10 protein-coding genes are annotated in these 19,240 nt (G+C 59.6%); 5 read left to right on the forward strand and 5 right to left on the reverse strand.

Annotated elements, in window-relative coordinates; genetic code table 11:
* Window positions 1-243 precede the first annotated feature (243 nt).
* The 4 genes from ACTNBB_RS00240 to guaA form a co-directional block, all read right to left on the reverse strand.
* Window positions 244-3,060 carry an FtsX-like permease family protein gene (locus ACTNBB_RS00240; RefSeq protein WP_441056328.1) on the reverse strand — a complete coding sequence of 939 codons (2,817 nt, stop codon included), beginning with the start codon at window positions 3,058-3,060 and terminating at the stop codon, window positions 244-246.
* Window positions 3,061-3,498: an ABC transporter ATP-binding protein gene (locus ACTNBB_RS00245; protein ID WP_441056329.1), complete on the reverse strand. Its 438-nt coding sequence runs from the start codon at window positions 3,496-3,498 to the stop codon at window positions 3,061-3,063.
* 243 nt (window positions 3,499-3,741) lie between these two features.
* On the reverse strand, window positions 3,742-4,326 hold the full coding sequence (locus tag ACTNBB_RS00250) for a DUF5714 domain-containing protein (RefSeq protein ID WP_441056330.1): 585 nt from the start codon (window positions 4,324-4,326) through the stop codon (window positions 3,742-3,744).
* Window positions 4,327-4,605: 279 nt separating this feature from the next.
* The gene (gene guaA / locus ACTNBB_RS00255) at window positions 4,606-5,586 is read right to left on the reverse strand and encodes a glutamine-hydrolyzing GMP synthase (protein WP_427794284.1); all 981 of its coding nucleotides are present in this window, start codon (window positions 5,584-5,586) and stop codon (window positions 4,606-4,608) included.
* A 297-nt stretch (window positions 5,587-5,883) separates the two neighbouring features.
* Between guaA and ACTNBB_RS00260 the strand changes: the two genes are divergently transcribed.
* The 5 genes from ACTNBB_RS00260 (at window position 5,884) to ACTNBB_RS00280 (ending at window position 17,345) form a co-directional block, all read left to right on the forward strand.
* Window positions 5,884-6,888 (forward strand): helix-turn-helix domain-containing protein, encoded by a 1,005-nt coding sequence (locus ACTNBB_RS00260; protein WP_441056331.1) that lies wholly within the window; start codon window positions 5,884-5,886, stop codon window positions 6,886-6,888.
* 155 nt (window positions 6,889-7,043) lie between these two features.
* Window positions 7,044-11,411, forward strand: coding sequence for a hypothetical protein (locus ACTNBB_RS00265; protein ID WP_441056332.1), 4,368 nt, complete (start codon window positions 7,044-7,046; stop codon window positions 11,409-11,411).
* A 254-nt stretch (window positions 11,412-11,665) separates the two neighbouring features.
* Entirely contained in the window at window positions 11,666-13,663 is a 1,998-nt protein-coding gene (locus ACTNBB_RS00270) for a DNA gyrase/topoisomerase IV subunit B (protein ID WP_441032582.1), read from the forward strand.
* 45 nt (window positions 13,664-13,708) lie between these two features.
* Window positions 13,709-15,949, forward strand: a complete 2,241-nt coding sequence (locus ACTNBB_RS00275; RefSeq protein WP_441056333.1) for a DNA gyrase subunit A — start codon at window positions 13,709-13,711, stop codon at window positions 15,947-15,949.
* Between the two features lie 976 nt (window positions 15,950-16,925).
* Window positions 16,926-17,345, forward strand: coding sequence for a YjdF family protein (locus ACTNBB_RS00280; protein WP_441056334.1), 420 nt, complete (start codon window positions 16,926-16,928; stop codon window positions 17,343-17,345).
* Between the two features lie 455 nt (window positions 17,346-17,800).
* On the opposite strand, the gene ACTNBB_RS00285 is transcribed toward ACTNBB_RS00280, so the two are convergent.
* Window positions 17,801-19,006 carry an agmatine deiminase family protein gene (locus ACTNBB_RS00285; protein ID WP_441056335.1) on the reverse strand — a complete coding sequence of 402 codons (1,206 nt, stop codon included), beginning with the start codon at window positions 19,004-19,006 and terminating at the stop codon, window positions 17,801-17,803.
* Between the last annotated feature and the right edge of the window lie 234 nt (window positions 19,007-19,240).

A 19,240-nucleotide genomic window follows, 5' to 3' on the forward strand; every position in this document is an offset into this window, starting at 1 on the left:
GCCGTCTATATCTCAAGGTCTAATACTTTTCCCGAGAAGTGAACGGCTGTATTTGGACCCCCGAAGCATCGACATTCTTAGACGCCAAACCCGCAGGATTTGGCTGGCAAAACCGCAGGAAACCGCCTTCAATAAGTGTCGATGCTTCGGGGATCCATTTTGACTCGTTCACTTCTCGGGAAAAGTATTAGACCTCGATTTACATGTCACTCAATGTGACAAAGGGACAGTCCCTTTGTCACATTATTCGGAGCGCAGGGCTTCCACGGGGTCTTTTTTGGATGCGCTGCGGGCCGGCAGCAGGCCGGCAACGACCGTCAGCAGCACCGAAATTGCAATGAGCGCCAGCGCATCCTGCACGGGCAAGCTCATCAGATTGGGTACCTGTTTGGCAGCAAGCGCCCAGGCATTAACCGGAAAACTCACGGCCACCACAACGACAATGGCAAAGACACCGGCGATGAGGCCCTCGATAAAGGTCTCGGCGTTGAACACGTTTGCCACGTTGCGCTTCGACGCGCCGATCGCGCGCAGGATGCCAATCTCCTTTTTGCGCTCCAGCACGCTGATGTAGGTGATGATGCCGATCATGATGGAACTCACCACCAGGCTGATGCTCACGAACGCGATGAGCACCAAGCTGATGGTATTCACGATATCAGTCACCGAGCCCATGATGATGCCCATGTAGTCGGTGTACGAGATTGCCTGCTCGTCGTGGCCGGCGGCTTTGACCTGCTTGTTGTACGCATCGATATGGTCGAGTACGCGCTCCTTGGCCTCAAAGTCGCGCGGGAAAATCTTGACCGAGATGGGATCCGCTTCATCCGCGTAGCCCAACGTGATCAGATTGTTGTCGTAGGTGAGCTTCGACGCCTTGGCATAGCTCATCATGAGCGAGCTCAGGTCCTCGGCGTCCATGTTGAAGTGGATGGCACGAGCAAAGGCGCTCGCATCCACGCGCATGGCGCTCGCCAGGTTGGCAAAACTCGAAGACATCTGCGTCACCATCTGGTCCATGAGCCCTGCCGCGCCGGCCTTAAGCTGGGTCGACACGGTTGTTGCCACCTGCTCGCTGATCGCCTTCATCACCTGATCCATAGCCTGCTGCAGATACGGAGCCAACTGATTTTGGACATAGTCGGTCATCGCCTGTTGCAGGCGCTCGACCAGGGCATCGCCGCCGAGCGCCTTGAGCTGTGCCAGGCACTGCTGCGCCACAACATCGTTCTCGAGATACGCCGAGAATGCGGCAGCAAGCTTTGACGCGTCTTTGAGATCTTCGGGTGACAGCGCCCTAAACTGATCAGACTGCAAAAAGCCCTCAAATAGTTGGTTGGCAAGCGTTCCCACCTGTTGCATTTGCTCGGGCGTGAGCTCCAGACCGTCAAAGATGCCCGAGAAATCGGGGGTCGGCGCTTTGGCCATGATGTCGCTTAAGTCGATGTCTTTGCCAACACCCGAAAGGTCAATATCCAGGCCCGACAAATCGATGCCCGAAAGATCCATGCCACCGGCAGCACCCGAGAGTGCAGACGCATCGAACGAGAACGCGCTCTTGAGCGCCGCCTCGTCCACACTGAACATACTGCCCAGATCCACGCCTTGCTTGGCCTCGCCTTGCAGTTCGTCGAAGGTTTTGCCCGTAAAGACATCCGTCTCGGGGTGGGCAAGTTGCTCTTGCACGATCTGCGAATCGGCGGCGCGCTCCATAAGCTGGCGAGTCAACGCATGCGTATAGGCTATGCCCGGAGACAACGCGCTCGCATTGGCCGTCTCGTTAGGTCGCACCACGCCCACAATGTGCACGTCAATACCGTCGGCAACCTTGGCCGTCATAAAGTCGGCGTCGCCGGACATGTCAGTCCACATGCCGGTCTCTTCGTTTTTGCGATAAGCATCGGCCGGCGACAACACCTTAAACGTCGTGGACAGCGCATCGTCGTAAGTAAAGTCGGCGCCGCTCTCAGGCGTCTCAATCTTACCGTCGGCGGCCATGGCACTGTTCACCAGGTCGTTGAGCTCATCGATATCCAGCGCACCGATGCTGTAAAGCGTATAGTCGCCCACCGTTCCACGGCTCGAAAGCACCATTACGGCTTCGTGAGCAGACGTAGGCCAATGGCCGGCGACGACATCGTACTGGCTGTCGAGCAGACTCTGATCGTCGATCATCTCGTTAAAGACCGAGGTCCCCATGGAGTCCATGCTCACCGTTGCCGCCGAGCTCGCACCACCGCTCATGGCCTCGGTCATAGCGTTGGGCACCAGCCGGACAGGCTTCTCATCGCCCTTGCCGGCACGATAGATAACCGGCGTCACGCCGTAACCGTACTGGATGGCGTTGACCTCTTTGTCGATACCGTCGCCGCCGGCATCGAGCCATGCCTTAAAGCTCGTCATGTCGTTGGACTTAACACTTGCAAACATATCCTTTACGGCCGTGACCACGGGGATCTTTTTGGTTCCCTGAGCCTTGCCGTCGGTGCCGTCGTCGGACGAACCCTCGTTCTTGGACGTATCGTCATCCGTGGCCCCCTGTTCGCCCATCATGGACGACAGGTCGTAATCCTGCTTGGAAATGGTAAGCGGGTAGCTCGAAAGCGTATCCTCCTCGACCTTTTTGATGTAGCCGTTTACGCCATTGGACAGCGCCAAAATCGCCGCGATGCCAATAATGCCAATCGAGCCCGCAAAGGCCGTCATGGCCGTACGGCCCTTCTTGGTCATAAGGTTTCGGGCAGAAAGCCCCAGCGCCGTCACAAAGCTCATCGAGGTTTTGCGCGTAGGCTTGGCCTCGCGGCGCGTGGCGTCAGCGACATCGAAAGGATCAGAATCGTCGGTAATCTTGCCGTCCGCCAGGTTGACGATGCGCGTGGCGTACTCGTACGCCAGATCGGGATTATGCGTGACCATGATAACCAGACGGTCGCGCGCGACGTCCTTGAGCAAGTCCATGACCTGCACGGACGTTGTGGAATCCAAGGCACCAGTCGGCTCGTCTGCCAGCACAATCTCGGGATCATTAATCAGGGCGCGGGCGATGGCCACGCGCTGCATCTATCCACCCGAAAGCTGACTCGGGCGCTTGTTCACGTGCTCGCCCAGACCAACGGCCTCGAGCGCCTTGCGCGCACGCTGGCGGCGCTCGGCGTGCCCCACGCCCGTGAGCGCAAGCGCCAGCTCCACGTTTTCCAAAATGGTCTGATGTGGAATGAGGTTATAGCTTTGGAACACAAAGCCGATGCGGTTGTTGCGATAGGCATCCCAATCGCGATCGTGAAAGTCCTTGGTCGAAATACCGTCGATCAGCAGGTCACCCGAGTCAAAGTGGTCGAGTCCGCCGATAACGTTGAGCATCGTGGTCTTACCCGAACCCGAGGGCCCCAGAATGGCCACGAACTCGTTATCCCGAAAAGACAGGCTCACGCTGTCGAGCGCCACCTGCGTAAACGACTGCGTAACGTACCTTTTGCAAATTCCTTTGAGCTCCAGCATGGACGGCAACCTCTCCTGCGCGGGCGCACTCGCCCACTCTCCCCCGCCGTTCGTATTCGACGCGTTTGTCCTACTCTATCCCCATTTTTTACCGGCGCCAGTGAGGAATGTAACAAACCGCACCAAAAAACGAACGGGACGGCACGCCGCGTGGCGCACCATCCCGCGTATACCGTCGATAATGTGACAAAGGAACTGTCACTTTGTCACATCTGCCCAACCCGTATTGGGGCACCCGATTCCCTATTGGATGATAAAGGACGGATGATACGGACACTTTTCGCCCATGCACACTGTATTGGCCGCATAGCTATCGCAGGCCGGCGTCTTCTCCCATGCTTTAAGCTGTGGTCCGCCGAGCGCGTTAAAAAACGAAACGGCCTCACGAATCGCCACGCGCGCATCTCGCTTGCAGCACCGTGGGCTTCCCGAGCGCGCGATGGCGGCGAGCAGCTCCGAAACCATAAGCTGCCCCTCCTGCCAGCCTTCACTGCGCAGCGGCGCATTGCCGCGCACGATTGCATATGCCATGCCCGCAGACGCAGCTGCCCCGCACATGCCCCAGCGGGCACACGTTGCCCCCGGCACACAATCCGAACGAGACATCAAATCGGCAAGATCGTCTTTGAGCATCGCATCTCGCTCCCCAGATGCTTCGGCGTTGCGCCAGCACGCAAGCAGCACCGCGCCCACAATAAAATGGTGGATGGGGCCAAAAGCCACGCAGCGCTCATCTGCCATAACCTCTTCCAAAAGAGCCGCGGGCGCCACCGACACACTGGCCATGAGCATCTCAACAATCCAGCCTGTTTGTTCGTCTTTTGCCATGCGGCATCCTCCTCTAAAACAAATTGTGCGCACACTCCATTATGGCCTTCTTCTGCCCGGAGCGCTCAATGCGAAACAACCTGCTTCGCTCGTGCCACCAACAAGCCCTGCTAGTTCTCGTCGCAAACCAGTCCTGCTCAGGAGCAACACCAGAGGCGATGACAAGCACGATGGAAAGTGGCAACACCACGACGGCAGCCCTTTTCGAAAAAGAAGGCCCCGCGCAATCGCGCGAGGCCTCCCCATTCATGGAACTATGATCAAAGCAGCCCAAAAAGCTTACTCCCACTCAACGGTGCCGACGGGCTTGGGCGTGAGGTCGTAGCACACACGGCAGATGCCGGGAACCTCGGCTGTGACGCGAGCGGTAATACGCTTGAGCAGTGCCCAGTCGAGCTCAGGCACCTCGGCGGTCATCACGTCGACGGTGTTGATGCAGCGGATGATGCAGGGCCAGTCGTAGGCGCGCTTGCCCTCGCGCACGCCGGTGGCACGGAAGTCGGGCACCACGGCGAAGTACTGCCAGATGGTCAGACCTGCCTTGTCGATCTCCTCGCGCACGATGGCGTCGGCTTCGCGCAGCGCCTCAAGACGGTCGCGGGTGATGGCACCAAGGCAACGGACGCCCAGGCCGGGACCGGGGAACGGCTGACGCTCGACCATGTTCTCGGGCAGACCGAGCTCGCGGCCCACGACGCGGACCTCGTCCTTGTACAGCAGCTTGACGGGCTCGCAAAGCTCAAACTGCAGGTCCTCGGGCAGGCCACCCACGTTGTGGTGGGCCTTCACGCCATCCTGGGACTCCAGGATGTCGGGGTAGATGGTTCCCTGGGCGAGGAAGCTGACCTCGTCGCCAACCTTGCGGGCCTCCTCCTCGAACACGCGAATGAACTCGGCGCCGATGATTTTGCGCTTGGCCTCGGGCTCCTCGACGTCCACGAGCTTATCCAAGAAGCGATCGGTCGCGTCCACATAGACCAGGTTGGCGTCCATCTGGTTCTTGAAGACGTCGACGACTTGCTCGCTCTCGCCCTTACGCATCAGGCCGTGGTTCACGTGCACGCAGATAAGCTGCTTGCCGATGGCCTTGATGAGCAGGGCCGCGACAACCGAACTGTCGACACCACCGGAAAGGGCCAGCAGGACCTTCTTGTCGCCGATCTGCTCGCGGATTGCAGCGACCTGCTCATCGATGAACACCTGGGCAAGTTCGGAAGTGGTGATACGCACCATGTCGTCGGGACGCTTGTTGGAATCCATGCAAAGCTCCTTTTCGGTTCGATGGGAATGCGCCGCGCGTATGCAGACGCACCGTCATATGACCTCATTATATGCAGAACAAGATGTGTTTCCCATCGCTGCGACAAAGCTTTTTGCAGGGGTGGCAATTTTTCCTACTGGCGAGCTCAGCTAGGCTTCGGTAGCCACCTTGGCAGCATCGCCAATAGACTCTTCCTTTATACGTTCTGCGCAATCGTATGCCATACCCGCAAATTCCAGTCCCGAGTAACAGGAGTACAATTGCTGCTATTGTTGCCAGCTGTTGGGAGATGGAAGATGGACTGCGATGGCTACCCATGCGTTCCCATGCCGTTGATGTGCACCGCCTTTGTGCCGGGGCAGATTGACGCTGCGGTTGCAGGCATTTCCGACCCCGATTCGCGCGCCATTGCCACGGCAGAAGCGCTGTACTTTCGCGGACAGGCCACCCTCGCTGCCAAGACGGCGCGCCCCTATCTTGACGCCACCGACCCCGCACTGCGCTATTCCGCATGCTTTATCTGCGGATACGCCAGTCTGTCGCTCAACCGTATCGCCGATGCCCGCCGGTGCCTTACTGGCATCCTCGATACGCCGGCCGACGAGGAATCACCTGCCGTCCACGCCGTGCATATCCTGTTCGCCTCGGCCGCGAGCGTCCTGCTGCACTTGCCTTCCCCGTATTCCGCCGAAGAGTTTTATCCGCTTGCGGCGCATTTGCCCGAAGGCCTGCGCCTGTTCGCCAGCTACGTGATGGCGCACGCCTTGTATCTGCGCGGCGAATACGGCCGCAGCCTGGGCATGGTGGAAAATGCCCTGATCATGAAACAGGGAAGCTATCCCATCTCGGAACTGTTCCTACACCTGGCGGCTTCCATGGCATGCATGAGCCTCAAGGACATCGACGCTGCAAAAACGCACTTCGGAGCTGCTTGGAACATTGCGCGCCCCGACGGCCTTATCGAGCTCATTGGCGAGCACCACGGCCTTTTACAGGGGCTCATCGAGGCGTGCCTAAAAGCGCAATACCCTGACGATTTCGCACGCATCATCGAGATTACGTATCGATTCAGCTACGGCTGGCGGCGCATCCACAACCCCGATTCGGGCGAGGACGTGGCCGACGATTTAACGACCACGGAGTTCACCATGGCCATGCTCGCCTGCCGCGGATGGACCAACGCCGAAATCGCACGCCACATGGAAGTATCGCCGGGCACTGTTAAAAACCGCCTATCAGGAGTGTATGCCAAGCTTGGTATCGGAACTCGCGCCGAGCTGGTCGCGCATATGTTGCGTTAGCGACCGGGCTGCCAAGCGCATCGAACGCGTTCCGGAACCCGGCGCTTCGCTCGATCAATTTGGACATTTTGACCCTTGAACGGCACTACCGCCACGGGGCACCTTCTCGCAAAATAGGATTATTTCCTCCGATATTTGCGGGATGGGAGCCCAAAATGCTTGATCGTCGTTCGCTACTTATCGCCGGAGCATCATCGCTGGCAGGCATCATGCTGCCTCGCGTGCCGAGCAGCGCAAACGCCTTCATACTGCCATTCGCCCCCACCGAGGCCTATGCCGACGAAGAAGACCCCTTCAAGGTGCTCGTTCTCTCGCGCACCATGTTTGGTGTGGTCGTGGTCGACGTCGCCAACAAGAATATGCCCATCAAGGGAGCCCAGGTCACGCTCGCGTCGCGTTATGCCGCGGGCAAGCAGATCTCCGCCACTACCGACGACGAGGGCACGGCCATCTTTGAGGTCGCGCCGCTTTCGGAAGGCTACGTGGACGAGGCAACGCTTCTCGACGCGTACGACTTTAACGGTGGCATCTCCATCAGTATGGCGGGCTACCGTGATGTCGAGATCCCCCTCACGCGCATCCAGGGCGGCACCGCCATTACCGCGCCCACACGTCCGCTTTCCGACGGTGAGCCGTACTTTCGCCAGCTTACGTTCGACGAGTGGGACATCCAGTACGCCGACGCCACGTTCATGGCACTGCCGAAGGACGACGCCGGAAACGACCAACCCGACACGCACGCCTTTACCGTGCAGGCACATCTGCCACAGGGTGGACAGGCAACGCTGTGCATCAACAAGGTAATGCCCGCCACGAGCAGCTCATCCGAAACCGTCACGCAAATTGGCCAAGTCAAGGCCAGTGCATCGGGTTCGGATAATCTGGCAACGTTCACACTCGAAGACACGTTCCTCGATACAGCTTCGGGCCTTCTGGAGGAAGGATGCAAGCTGCGCTTTGTCCTCGACTATCAGGGCAAGACCTATACACTCTCCTCCCCCATGGCCGTTGTCACCGCGCCGGCCGCAAAGGCAGAATCGGGCTCGACCACTATCGTCCCCACCACCATGGACCAAGAGATTACTCCGTTTGATTTCCCGGCGGCGTTTCCCGGCATCGGCGGCAATAAGTTCACGTGCTGGATGCCCTCGTTCCCCATTTTGTTCGATTTCTCTTTTGCCGGATACGTGCTGTTTGGCGGAGGATACAAACCGGTCGGCTACATGAACGATTCGGGCAATCCGGATCCGGAGTACTGGAAGAAGTCACCGCGCGAGTCGGGCGCCAAGCAGGCAAACCGCTACCTCGACGAGATGGAGGGGAAGTGGAATCAGTACAAAAGTATGAGTGCCGGTTCGGGCACCGATCCAAGGAACACTAAGCTGCTTCGTCACCACTGCACGCCGCGTTTTACGATGGATATCGCCACACAGCTGTACGGATCGCTCGCCTACGACTGGGTGGGCAAAACCTGGGGTGACAACAACGACCCCGCATTTGGCAATATTAAGGCCCTCTTCCAGGTAAGAACCGACCTCAATTGGACCGAGCAGTTTACCCTAGGACCGGTGCCGTTTTTCCTAAACGTCAACCCCTGGGTGCTGGCGAAGCTGGCGCTCGCCGTGGGTGCCCACACGCACGGCAGCGGCGCGGCGTTTTTTAAAAACATTTCGCTCGACTATTCAAACACCTCGGGCTCGTTCACCATCCAGATCGGGCTTGCCGTCACCTTTGGCGCCGGCGTTGCAGGTGTCGCTTCGTCTGCCGTGCGCGGCGCCGCATCCCTCACGCTGTTCATTGGGTACGAGAAGGCAGATGGACACCAGCTTCCGCGGCTGCGCGTAGGTGCAGACGTCGATGTCGATGTGATACTCCAGTTCGTAATGTTCAAGTGGACCACCAAGGCTTGGTCGGGGTCGTGGCCCACACTCCTCGATTCGTGGAATATGTCGGTGAACAATGGCAACCAGTATGTGCTCCAGCGCTCTGAGCTCGCATTGGGTGGAGATACGCCTTACACGTTGGATGCCCGCTTCGGCACGGCCGGCAACGCCGAGGCAGGCGGCGTGCCGCAATTTATCGCATCGGCCACCATCGTCACCAACGCCGAGCTGCTCGCACGCGCCGAGGTTAAGGCCACTGCCGTAAACGTCGCGCCTGTCGTGCGCGATTGGGATCAAGCGGTCACGCGCATTGAGCTCGAGGTGGATGCAGAAAGCGACGACACGGGACAGATCGAGCATTTCGTCCATACACTGATAGAGAACGACGAAAAAGCCGCGCCGATGTATGAGTACACCTATATCGGGCAGGCGACGAACGCCGTTGCGGACCCCAACGCCAATTCTGCTGGTGTATCGGAGGACGAGCGTGGCGGCATAAAACCCTCGAGCGACAACGTGCTGTTTACTGGCGTGCTCAGCGAAGCTCACATGAAGCTGGCAATGATTGCCGGCGTAGAATGTCTGTTCCGTATCGCCTCGGTGCGCTACGGCGACAATGGCCGCTCGCGCCTGGTGGTGCACACAAAGGCAAACGGCACGTGGTCCGCTCCCACTCCCGTGGACTTTCCCCTTGGGTTTGGCGAGGGCGACGTGGAGCGCGACGGCATATTCGATTACGATTTCGACGTGGTGGAATATACGGACGGAAGAGGAAACCAGGACGCCTACGTGCTGCTGATCTCGGGCGAGCGCCCCGCCGGTGACAACACCCTTTTCGATACGGCAAGCACAGCCGGCATACTGTCCGTCGTGCGCCTGCGCATAAGTAATAGCGAAGTTCGCGTGGTGTCGCATACGTCGTGGCGCAGCATCTCGCGCGGCCGCCTTCAGGAGGATGGCTACCATTGTCTGCAGTGCCCGCGTATCACGGTGGGCAAGACGATCGTCGACGGGCGCCTGTCGGGTGCCTACCTCCACCGCCGCGGAACCACCGCAGAAAAGGCGCTCGGCAGCGAGGCCGAGGTTGCGCTGGAATGCTTTACCTTGTGGTCGGATGATTTGGGCGACAGTCTCACGTTCCGTCAGGTCCTCCGCTTTCCGCAAGCACCGTCGAGTATCGAGCTGGGCGAGCCCGAGAATATCAACGGCAAAATGGTGGTGTCCGTTGCGTACGAGACCGCAGACGGTTGCGGCTGCGCATCGTACGCCGTGATCGGCCAGTCCATTGCGTGCTGGGACGTTATGTCACCAGACGCCACGGTACCTCATGCGGTGCCATGGCCACAACATTCGGGCTTTTTGGCAACCGTCAACGAGCAACTGCAGCATATTACTTGGACGCGAGGCGCATCGGCATTTGCAACGCAGCCCGTGGGTGCCGCAGGCTGTGGCCCGGCATCGTTTAGCGTAAGCAACAACGGCAGGTGCGTGCTCTATGTAGAGAACACCGATGGCAAGGTGGGACAAACCTACGACGAAGAAGGCAACCCGGTAGCAGTGATGGGCAAGCACTTCCGCATCTTCGCCAGCACCTTGGCAGGCGATCTGTTCACGGAGCCGTTCGTGATGTGCGAGCTGGACCATCCCGTCGATCAGATAACGACATTTTTGACGTCGGGAGGCATGCTCTCCGCACTCGCCACGCACATTGTGAGCGCGGAGAAGAGCGAGGCAGAGCTGCACGGCATCGAAGTGCCCTTGGTGGCGTGTGCCACTCCGACGGGCGCGGTCGCTACCTCGGGCGCGGTGGTACCCGGAGCAGCAGGCGAATCCTTCATGGTCACGGTGCGAAACGACGGCAACACCTTGCTGACCGCCGGCACGATCGATCTGTACCGAGAGGGCTCCAGCCAGCCGTTCTCCAGCGCATCCATCGGATTCGGACTGAACGCACGCATGGTTTCGATCTACGATCCAGAGCTTGCCGAGGATGCTTCGGCCCAAGACATGGCACACGTGAAGTACGCGCTCGAGACGCTGGGCGCACGTTTTGCAACGCACCCGCTGGTAGCCGACAACGGCAACGCCGTGCTGGCACCGGGTTGCACGGCACAGTTCCGCATGAGCTTCGCCATCCCCGAGAGCTGGAGCGACGATGTGGGCAAACGCGTAACGCTGTATGCGAAGGCGCATAACCTGGTGGCGCTCGATCCCGTAACGCTCGAGGAAATTCGGCCGGGTGCAAACTCGGCGCTGGGTGCCGTACTGCACGAGCTTCATGTGCCCGACGCGGCATGCGAACGCTCAGAAGTTCAGGTCGGCGTATGCGACAGCGCGGATACGACGGGGCTTCACGATGCACCGATGACGGTGGACGACGGTGGCGGCTCGAGTGGCGGCGGTACTGACAAGGGCGGCGGCTCCGGCGGAAGCAGCTCCAGCAGCGGCAAGGACCACAACAATAGCAAGCGCCCCGGAAAAGCGGGCGCGCTTGCGGGCACGGGCGATACATGCGCTCCCCTTACGGCAGCCGCTGCAGCACTCGCCGCGGCAGGCGCCGGCCTCGTCGCCTACAGCGCCCGCCGCACGGCGCTCGAAGCCGATACCGCCAATGAGGTCAATTCGGATAGGCCCCGCTAGCTCCTAGTTACTTTTGTGAGAGACGCCGACTCGGCTCATTCGTCATCGCTATGCGGACATTACAACTTCGGTTCGCTATTCAAACTTACTCGCACAATACCGACTCGGTTTTGTGCGAGTAAACGAATCCTCATCGAACTCCGAACGATTGTTCGATGGATTTCGTGTTGGTTGGAATCGCCCAAGGGCTGGGCTATGCTACCTTGACTATCTATATGACTAAAACGCAGCAAAGGAGCATCGAGAGAGCGAGCATGGCAAAAAACACCGCAAACTATGGTAACGACAGTATTCGTCAGCTCAAGGACGAGGAGCGCGTACGCCTGCGCCCCGCCGTCATCTTTGGCTCGGACGGGCTCGACGGCTGCGCGCATGCCGCCTTCGAGATCCTGTCCAACGCCGTTGACGAGGCGCGCCAGGGCTACGGCAAGCTCATCACCCTTACCACCTTTCGCGATGGCTCCATTCAGGTAGAGGACAACGGCCGCGGCTGCCCGCTTGACTGGAACCCCTCCGAGAAGCGCTTTAACTGGGAGCTCGTCTTTTGCGAGCTTTACGCCGGCGGTAAGTACAACAACAACCAGGGCGGCGACTACGACTTCTCGCTCGGCACCAACGGCCTGGGCTCGTGCGCAACCCAGTACGCCTCCGAATACATGGACGTCACGGTTTGGCGCGACGGTAACAAGTACTCCCTGCACTTTAAGAAGGGCAAGGTCGTCGGCGCCAAAAAGAAAGCACTCGAGGTTGAGCCCAGCGACGAGAACCGCACCGGCACCACCATCAAGTGGCGCCCCGATCTTGAGGTCTTTACCTCCATCAGCATCCCCCACGATTGGTATCGCGAGACCATGCGCCGCCAGGCCGTGGTCAACGCCAACGTGACCTTCCGGCTGCGCATCGAGGGCGACGACGGCGAGTTTTCCGAAGAGGACTTCTGCTATCCCAAGGGCATCGAGGACTACGTGCTCGAGAAGGTCGGTACCGACTACCTTACCGAGCCCTTCTTTATCGAGGCCGACCGTCGCGGTCGCGATCGCGAGGATCTACCCGATTACAACGTAAAAATCACTGCTTGCATGTGCTTCTCGCGCACTTTCACGATGCAGGAGTACTACCACAACTCCTCCTGGCTCGAGAACGGCGGCTCGCCGGAGAAGGCGGCCCGCAGCGCCCTCACCAGCGCCATCGATGCCTACATTAAGCAACAGGGCAAGTACAACAAAAACGAGAGCGGCATTAAGTGGCAAGATGTCCAGGACTGCCTGGTGCTGGTGACCAACTGCTTCTCCACCCAGACGTCCTACGAAAACCAGACCAAGAAGGCCATCAATAACCGCTTTATCCAGCAGGCCATGACGGCATTCTTTAAGGAGCGCCTCTCGACCTACTTGATCGAGAACAAAGATGCCGCCAACAAGATCATGGAGCAGGTGCTCATCAACAAGCGCTCGCGCGAGAATGCCGAGAAGACGCGCCAGAGCATCAAGACCAACCTGCAGCAGAAGACCGACATGGCCAACCGCGTGCAGAAATTCATCGACTGCCGTTCCAAGGACAAGAGCCGCCGCGAGATCTACATCGTAGAGGGCGACTCGGCAGCAGGCGCCATTCGCACCTCGCGCGATGCCGAGTTCCAGGGCGTTATGCCCGTCCGCGGCAAGATCCTCAACTGCCTAAAGGAGGACTATCCGCGCATCTTTAAGTCCGACATCATCATGGACCTCATGCGCGTGCTGGGCTGCGGCGTGGAGATCAAAGACAAGCGCATCAAGAACCTCGGCGCCTTCGACCTGGACAACCTCAACTGGAACAAGGTCATCATCTGTACGGACGCCGACGTCGACGGTTATCACATCCGTACGCTCGTGCTCACCATGCTCTATCGCCTGGTGCCCACGCTTATCGACGAAGGCTACGTGTATATCGCCGAGTCGCCGCTCTACGAGATCAACTGCAAAGAAAAGACCTACTTTGCCTACACCGAGCTCGAGAAGAACGGCATTCTTAAGGAGATCGGCGACCAGAAGTGCTCCATCAACCGCTCCAAGGGTCTTGGTGAGAACGACCCGGACATGATGTGGCTCACCACCATGAACCCCGAGACGCGTCGTCTGATTAAGGTGGAGTCCGAAGACGTCACCAAGATGGAGACCATGTTCAACCTTCTGCTGGGCAGCGACGAGGCGGGCCGCAAGCGCCATATCTCGGAGCACGGCAAGGAATACCTGGACCAGCTGGACCTGCAGTAGCAGCAAATCGATAACGACGGCCCATAAGAAGTTCAAGAGGAAATCGTGGCAAAGAAGAAGACGAAGAACCAGCCAAAGAAAAAGCAGGTCAACGCCGAGAACGTCATCGGCCTGCACTCCGAGGTCACCAATCAGCCGATCACGCAGACGCTCGAGGTCAACTACATGCCCTACGCCATGAGCGTCAACGTCTCGCGTGCGTTCCCCGAGATCGACGGTTTTAAGCCCTCGCACCGCAAGCTGCTCTACACCATGTACAAGATGGGCTTGCTCAAAGGTGAGCGCCAGAAGAGCGCTAACATCGTGGGCCAAACCATGAAGCTCAACCCGCACGGCGACGCCGCGATCTACGAGACGATGGTGCGCTTGGCCACCGGCAACGAGGCGCTGCTCGCCCCCTTCGTGGAGTCGAAGGGCAACTTTGGCAAGTACTATTCGGGCGACCTGAGCTACGCCGCCTCACGTTACACCGAGGCCAAGCTCGCCCCCATCAGTGCCGAGATCTTCAAGGACATCGACAAAGACCCGGTCGACTTCGTCGACAGCTACGACGGCGCCATGAAGGAGCCGCGTCTGTTGCCCACCACGTTCCCCAACATCCTTGTCTCGGCCAACAAGGGCATCGGCGTCGCCATGGCGTCCGACATCTGCGGCTTCAACCTCAACGAGGTCTGCACCGCCACCATGCACTACCTGCAGGATCCTAACTGCGATCTGCTCGAATATATGCCCATGCCCGACTTCTCGACCGGCGGTGAGATTATCTACCGCCGCGAGGAGATGGAAAAGATTATCGAGACCGGCCTTGGCAGCTTCCAGATCCGCTCCCGCTGGCGCTGGATTCCCGAAGAGCGCATCATCGAGGTCTACGAGATCCCCTACACCACCAAGACCGATGTCATCATCGATCGCATCGTCAAGCTCTCCAAAGAGGGCAAGGTCAAGGAGATCGCTGACATCCGCGACGAGACTGACCTCTCGGGTCTGCGTATCGCCATCGATCTTAAGCGCGGTGTCGACCCCGATAAGCTCATGGCCAAGCTCTATCGCTCGACTACGCTGCAGGATTCGTTCTCATGCAACTTTAACGTGCTGGTCGACGGCTATCCCCGCGTTATGGGCGTACGCCAGATCCTGCACGAGTGGGTCAAGTGGCGTATTGAGTCCACGCGTCGCCGCATTAACTTTGACTTGGGCAAAAAGTCCGAGCGCCTGCACCTGCTGCACGGCCTTGAGGCGATTCTGCTCGACATCGACAAGGCCATCGCCATCATCCGTGGTACCAAGCTCGAGGCCGAGGTCGTGCCCAACCTTATGAAGGGTTTCGACATCGACGAGACTCAGGCCGAGTTTGTTGCCGAGCTTAAGCTCCGCAACATCAACGAGGAGTACATCCTCAACCGCACCAAGGACATCGCTAAGCTTGAGGGTGAGATTGCCGAGCTTGAGGAGATCCTCTCCAGCGAGGACAACATCAAGAAGGTCATCAGCGACGAGCTGGCCGCGGTCAACAAGAAGTACGTGATGCCGCGCCGCACGGGCAGGATTGAGCCCCATGAGGTTATCGAGGTAAGCCTGGAGCCCGAGGTCGAGGAATATCCGGTTACCATCATGCTCTCGCGCGAGGGCTATCTCAAAAAGATGACCGACCGCGTGCTCAAGAAGGCGGCCACGCTCAAGTACAAAGACGGCGACAAACCCTTTATCGAGTTCCCGTCCTCCAACACCCACGAGCTGCTGGTCTTTACCAACAAGAGCCAGGTATACAAGTGCAAGGTTGCGGCGTTTGAGGACACCAAGTCGGCCCAGCTGGGCTCGTACTTGCCCACCGACCTCGAGATGGAACCCGACGAGAGTGTCATCTGGGTCATCGACCCCGAGGACTACAAGGCCGACGTGCTGTTTATCTTTGAGAACGGTCGTGTGGTGCGCGTCGCACTTGCCGGATACGTTACCAAGACCAACCGCAAGCGCCTCAAGAACGCCATCTACGGCGGCAGCAAACTGCTGTATGCACAGGTGCTCAAGGAAGATCGCGACATCGCGCTGGTCTCGAGCGACTACCGCCTGATGAACTTCAACACGTCGCTGCTCAAGACCAAGACGACCACCAACACGCAGGGCGTCCAGGCCTTTACCGCCAAGAAGGGTCGCTCGGTCACCACCGTCGGCACGACCGAGGAAATCCTTGGCGCCGGCGTCTCGGCCGAGAAGTTCACCGCGCAGAGTCTCCCCTCTGCCGGTACCCTCATGAAGGAAAACGACATGCCGAGTCTGTTTGACTAGGACGACGGCAGAGCCGCCATAAACTCTCAAAACAATGGGGCCCGGAGCGCAGTAAATGCCGCGCTCCGGGCCCCATGCATTACAGCAGCATCATCCCTATAGACAAAATGTCGCATAAAGTGGAACAGACATAAGCCCATCATTCATTCCAAAGGGCACGGCGGACAGCCTTTAGAGGTTCGATATCGACGAAAACGCCCGCTTTGAAACTCAAGTGCCTTTTCGTGTGCGAGCCGCCAGCTGCAATAGGAAGCGAATCAACGCAGGCGCCTTTCAAGCAGTTTGCAAAACTGCAGGTCGCAGGCCTGCATTGCTAGTAGGGGAAATGAGTAGTCTCAGTTGGCTTGCCCATGAGTTAGCGAGCAGGTTGGGGCTTTGTTGTTGGCGCAATCACTTCGTGCGCACTCGAAAGGTCTGTTTAACAAAAGACTAATCGGATGCGACTGGCCGCCCATACGGCGACGACGTTTCCCGTGCGAGCACAAACGGCCCTGCGTGCCCTATCGAGCGATATCCCCGTATGACGCTCAGAACTCCTGCTCGCCGAGCAGTCACCTCGCGAGATCCAGCACGAGAACGCCCTCCCGGGTATAAGGCCCGTGCCTCGTGCGGGCGATGAGGACCTTCGTGAATGCATCCCTGATGGGTAGAAGCGACCCGAGCCCCTTCTCGAGCGTCGACTCAGAGCTAATGTCGTCTCTTGCTTAAACTCTCCTTCGCGGTTTCGAAACTCAAGGTCTTTTAAAGTTTCGAAACCGAGAAGACGATATGCGCAAGGGCGCGTCGGGTGGTAAGCCCCAGCCATGTCATGTCGCCAGCGATGAAGGGCGCGTCTGCGCGTGCTACAATCCAACTACCAGAGATAAAAACACAGTCCCCGTCGGGTAGTCGTGGGCGTGCGGGGGTCCGCATCAGTAACCTGCCTCCTTGGTTGTCCCTTCTCTGCATGGTCATCTACATAAAGGAGGAACCAACCATGCAGATCAGCGTGTCGTCCACCCTGACCGTATATCATGACGGCCAATTCTGGGTCGGACTGGCGGAGCATGTCGAGGACGGCAGATACGGCGTCGCCCGCATCGTCTTCGGCGCGGAGCCGTCCGATGAGGAGATCCTGCAATTCGTTGTCGGCAAATGGGAGAAGCTCTCGTTCTTCGGCGACAAGGCCACTGAGACAAGCAAGCCCGCGAAGAACCCCAAGCGGCGCGCTCGCGAGGCAGCAAAAGCCCTTAAACGGCCCGCGGTGAGCACCAAGGCACAACAGGCGCTCGCGGCACAGCGGGAAGCGATGAAGCGGGAGTCGGCTCAAGCAAGAAGTCAGCGTCGCGCGGATGAGGCGGAGGCGCGCTTCAAGCAGCGGAAGTTGAAGCGTAAGCAGAAGCATCGTGGGCATTGACCGGTGCCGACATGGGTCCAGGTGTGAACAGGGCTACATCCCCTATTCGCACTGTTCACGCATACAGCAGCGGGCACGGATTCGATTGAAACCGTGCCCGCTGTCTGATGCTAAATTAATTTGTCAAACATGTGTTCTATTCCAGCGCAGTAATTAAATACGCTGGTACATAGATACTCCGATCAAGACGGCCGCGTATACGACCGGGAACTTTCGGCAATTGGATACGCGTCTGACCTGGGATATCCAAGCGAACAATTGGCCTAACCCGCAACAGGTCCCAGGCCAGACGGGTATTCAATCGAAGGGGAAGGGCACTCCGGTGTGGAGGCAGCGGAGCGCCCGGGGAAAGCCCGGCCGGCCGGCCAGGCGGCCCCGTTCGCCTGCCGGCCGGGCCTCCGGGGTGCGGCGGACTCCCGTGAAAGAGGGTCACCGCGCCCCGGCAAGCCAGGCTATTAGGCGGACGGCTCCTGCTGCGTGATGCAGTGGATGTTGCCGCCGCCGTAGACGACCTGGTCGGACTTGACGCCGACGCACTTGTAGACGCCCTCGCCCCAGACCTCGTCGTAGATCTCCTGGAGCGTGTCGACGGCCAGCTGGTCGTTCTCGTCGCCGTACTGCGGGACGATGACGCCGTGGTTGGTCACGAGGTAGTTCATGTAGGAGGCGATCAGCGGCTCGTCGGGGACGCGCGGCTCGGCGTTCTCGTCGGCGTCGATGGTGTCGCAGGAGGCCTGGTCCATGTACAGCGGCTTCACGGGCATGCAGAGCTTGTAGACCTTCAGCTTGCGGCCCTTGGCGTCAACCGCGTTGGAGAGGGTCTCGTAGGCGGCGTGGCACTGCTCGTAGAACGGGTACTCGGGGTCGTCGGTCCAGATGCAGACCATGACGCCCGGGGCGATGAAGGTGGCGACGTCGTCGATGTGGCCGTTGGTCTCCTCGGGGTCGATGCCCTCCTTGACCCAGATGACCTTCTCGACGCCGAGGTAGTCCTTGAGGTGCTCGGTCATGTACCCGCGAAGCTCCTCGCTCCAGGGCTCGAACTTCTTGCGGTACTTGGGCCAGAGGGACTCGGGGTCCTCCTCCTCCTCGAGCACCGCGGAGCAGGTGCGGCCGGGGGACAGGAGGCACTGGTCGGTGACGACGAGGGTGCCCTCGCCGTCGACGGTGATGGAGCCGCCCTCGAGGATCATGTCGTCGGGACGGTAGCGGCGGCAGCCGGAGAGCTCGGCCATCTTGAGGGCGATCTGCTCGTCCTTGTCCCACGGGAAGTAGAGGCCGTCGATGAGGCCGCCGTAGCCGTTGAAGTGCCAGTGGTTGGCGCGCTTATCGCCCTTGCCGTTGATGACGTAGGTGGCGCCGGTGTCGCGGAACCAGGCGTCGTCGGTGGTCATCTCGACGACGGTGACGTTCTCGTCGTTCTCGAAGACGGCCTTGCAGTTGGCGTAGTCGACCTGGTTGGCGCACATGTAGACCGGGGTGAACTCGGAGATGGCGCGGGCGATGGCGGCATACTGCTTCTGGGCGGGCTTGGCGCCGTGGGCCCAGGTGTCGGTGCGGTGGGGCCAGCCCATCCACACGCGGTCCTGGGGGGCGAACTCGGCGGGCATGAAGAAGCCGTCGGCCCTCGGGGTGGACTCGGACTCGGTGATCGTACGCATAAGATTTCCTCCAAACCGGACGATCGTCTGCCGCGGGCGGGCTGCCCGCGGCCTAGGACCAAGAGATGGCGGGCGCCCGTCCCCCGGCAGAGGTCGGGGCGCCCGGGGCCGGTTTTCACGGGGTCGCACCGGCGGGCGACGACGTAGCCAGGTGCGCGGAGACGGGACGCACGAGGGATACGGGAGAGGGGTCGGGGCGGTCGGCGGCTGCCGGAGCTATCGCTCGCACCCGCC

Source organism: Collinsella sp. HCP28S3_B9, assembly GCF_052066095.1.
Lineage (GTDB): Bacteria > Actinomycetota > Coriobacteriia > Coriobacteriales > Coriobacteriaceae > Collinsella.

Excerpts from the sequence above, each read along its gene's own strand:
- ACTNBB_RS00240 (WP_441056328.1), bottom strand. The coding sequence starts at position 3,060 with ATGCAGCGCGTGGCCATCGCCCGCGCCCTGATTAATGATCCCGAGATT.
- ACTNBB_RS00245 (WP_441056329.1), bottom strand. The coding sequence starts at position 3,498 with ATGCTGGAGCTCAAAGGAATTTGCAAAAGGTACGTTACGCAGTCGTTT.
- ACTNBB_RS00250 (WP_441056330.1), bottom strand. The coding sequence starts at position 4,326 with ATGGCAAAAGACGAACAAACAGGCTGGATTGTTGAGATGCTCATGGCC.
- guaA (WP_427794284.1), bottom strand. The coding sequence starts at position 5,586 with ATGGATTCCAACAAGCGTCCCGACGACATGGTGCGTATCACCACTTCC.
- ACTNBB_RS00260 (WP_441056331.1), top strand. The coding sequence starts at position 5,884 with ATGGACTGCGATGGCTACCCATGCGTTCCCATGCCGTTGATGTGCACC.
- ACTNBB_RS00265 (WP_441056332.1), top strand. The coding sequence starts at position 7,044 with ATGCTTGATCGTCGTTCGCTACTTATCGCCGGAGCATCATCGCTGGCA.
- ACTNBB_RS00270 (WP_441032582.1), top strand. The coding sequence starts at position 11,666 with ATGGCAAAAAACACCGCAAACTATGGTAACGACAGTATTCGTCAGCTC.
- ACTNBB_RS00280 (WP_441056334.1), top strand. The coding sequence starts at position 16,926 with ATGCAGATCAGCGTGTCGTCCACCCTGACCGTATATCATGACGGCCAA.
- ACTNBB_RS00285 (WP_441056335.1), bottom strand. The coding sequence starts at position 19,006 with ATGCGTACGATCACCGAGTCCGAGTCCACCCCGAGGGCCGACGGCTTC.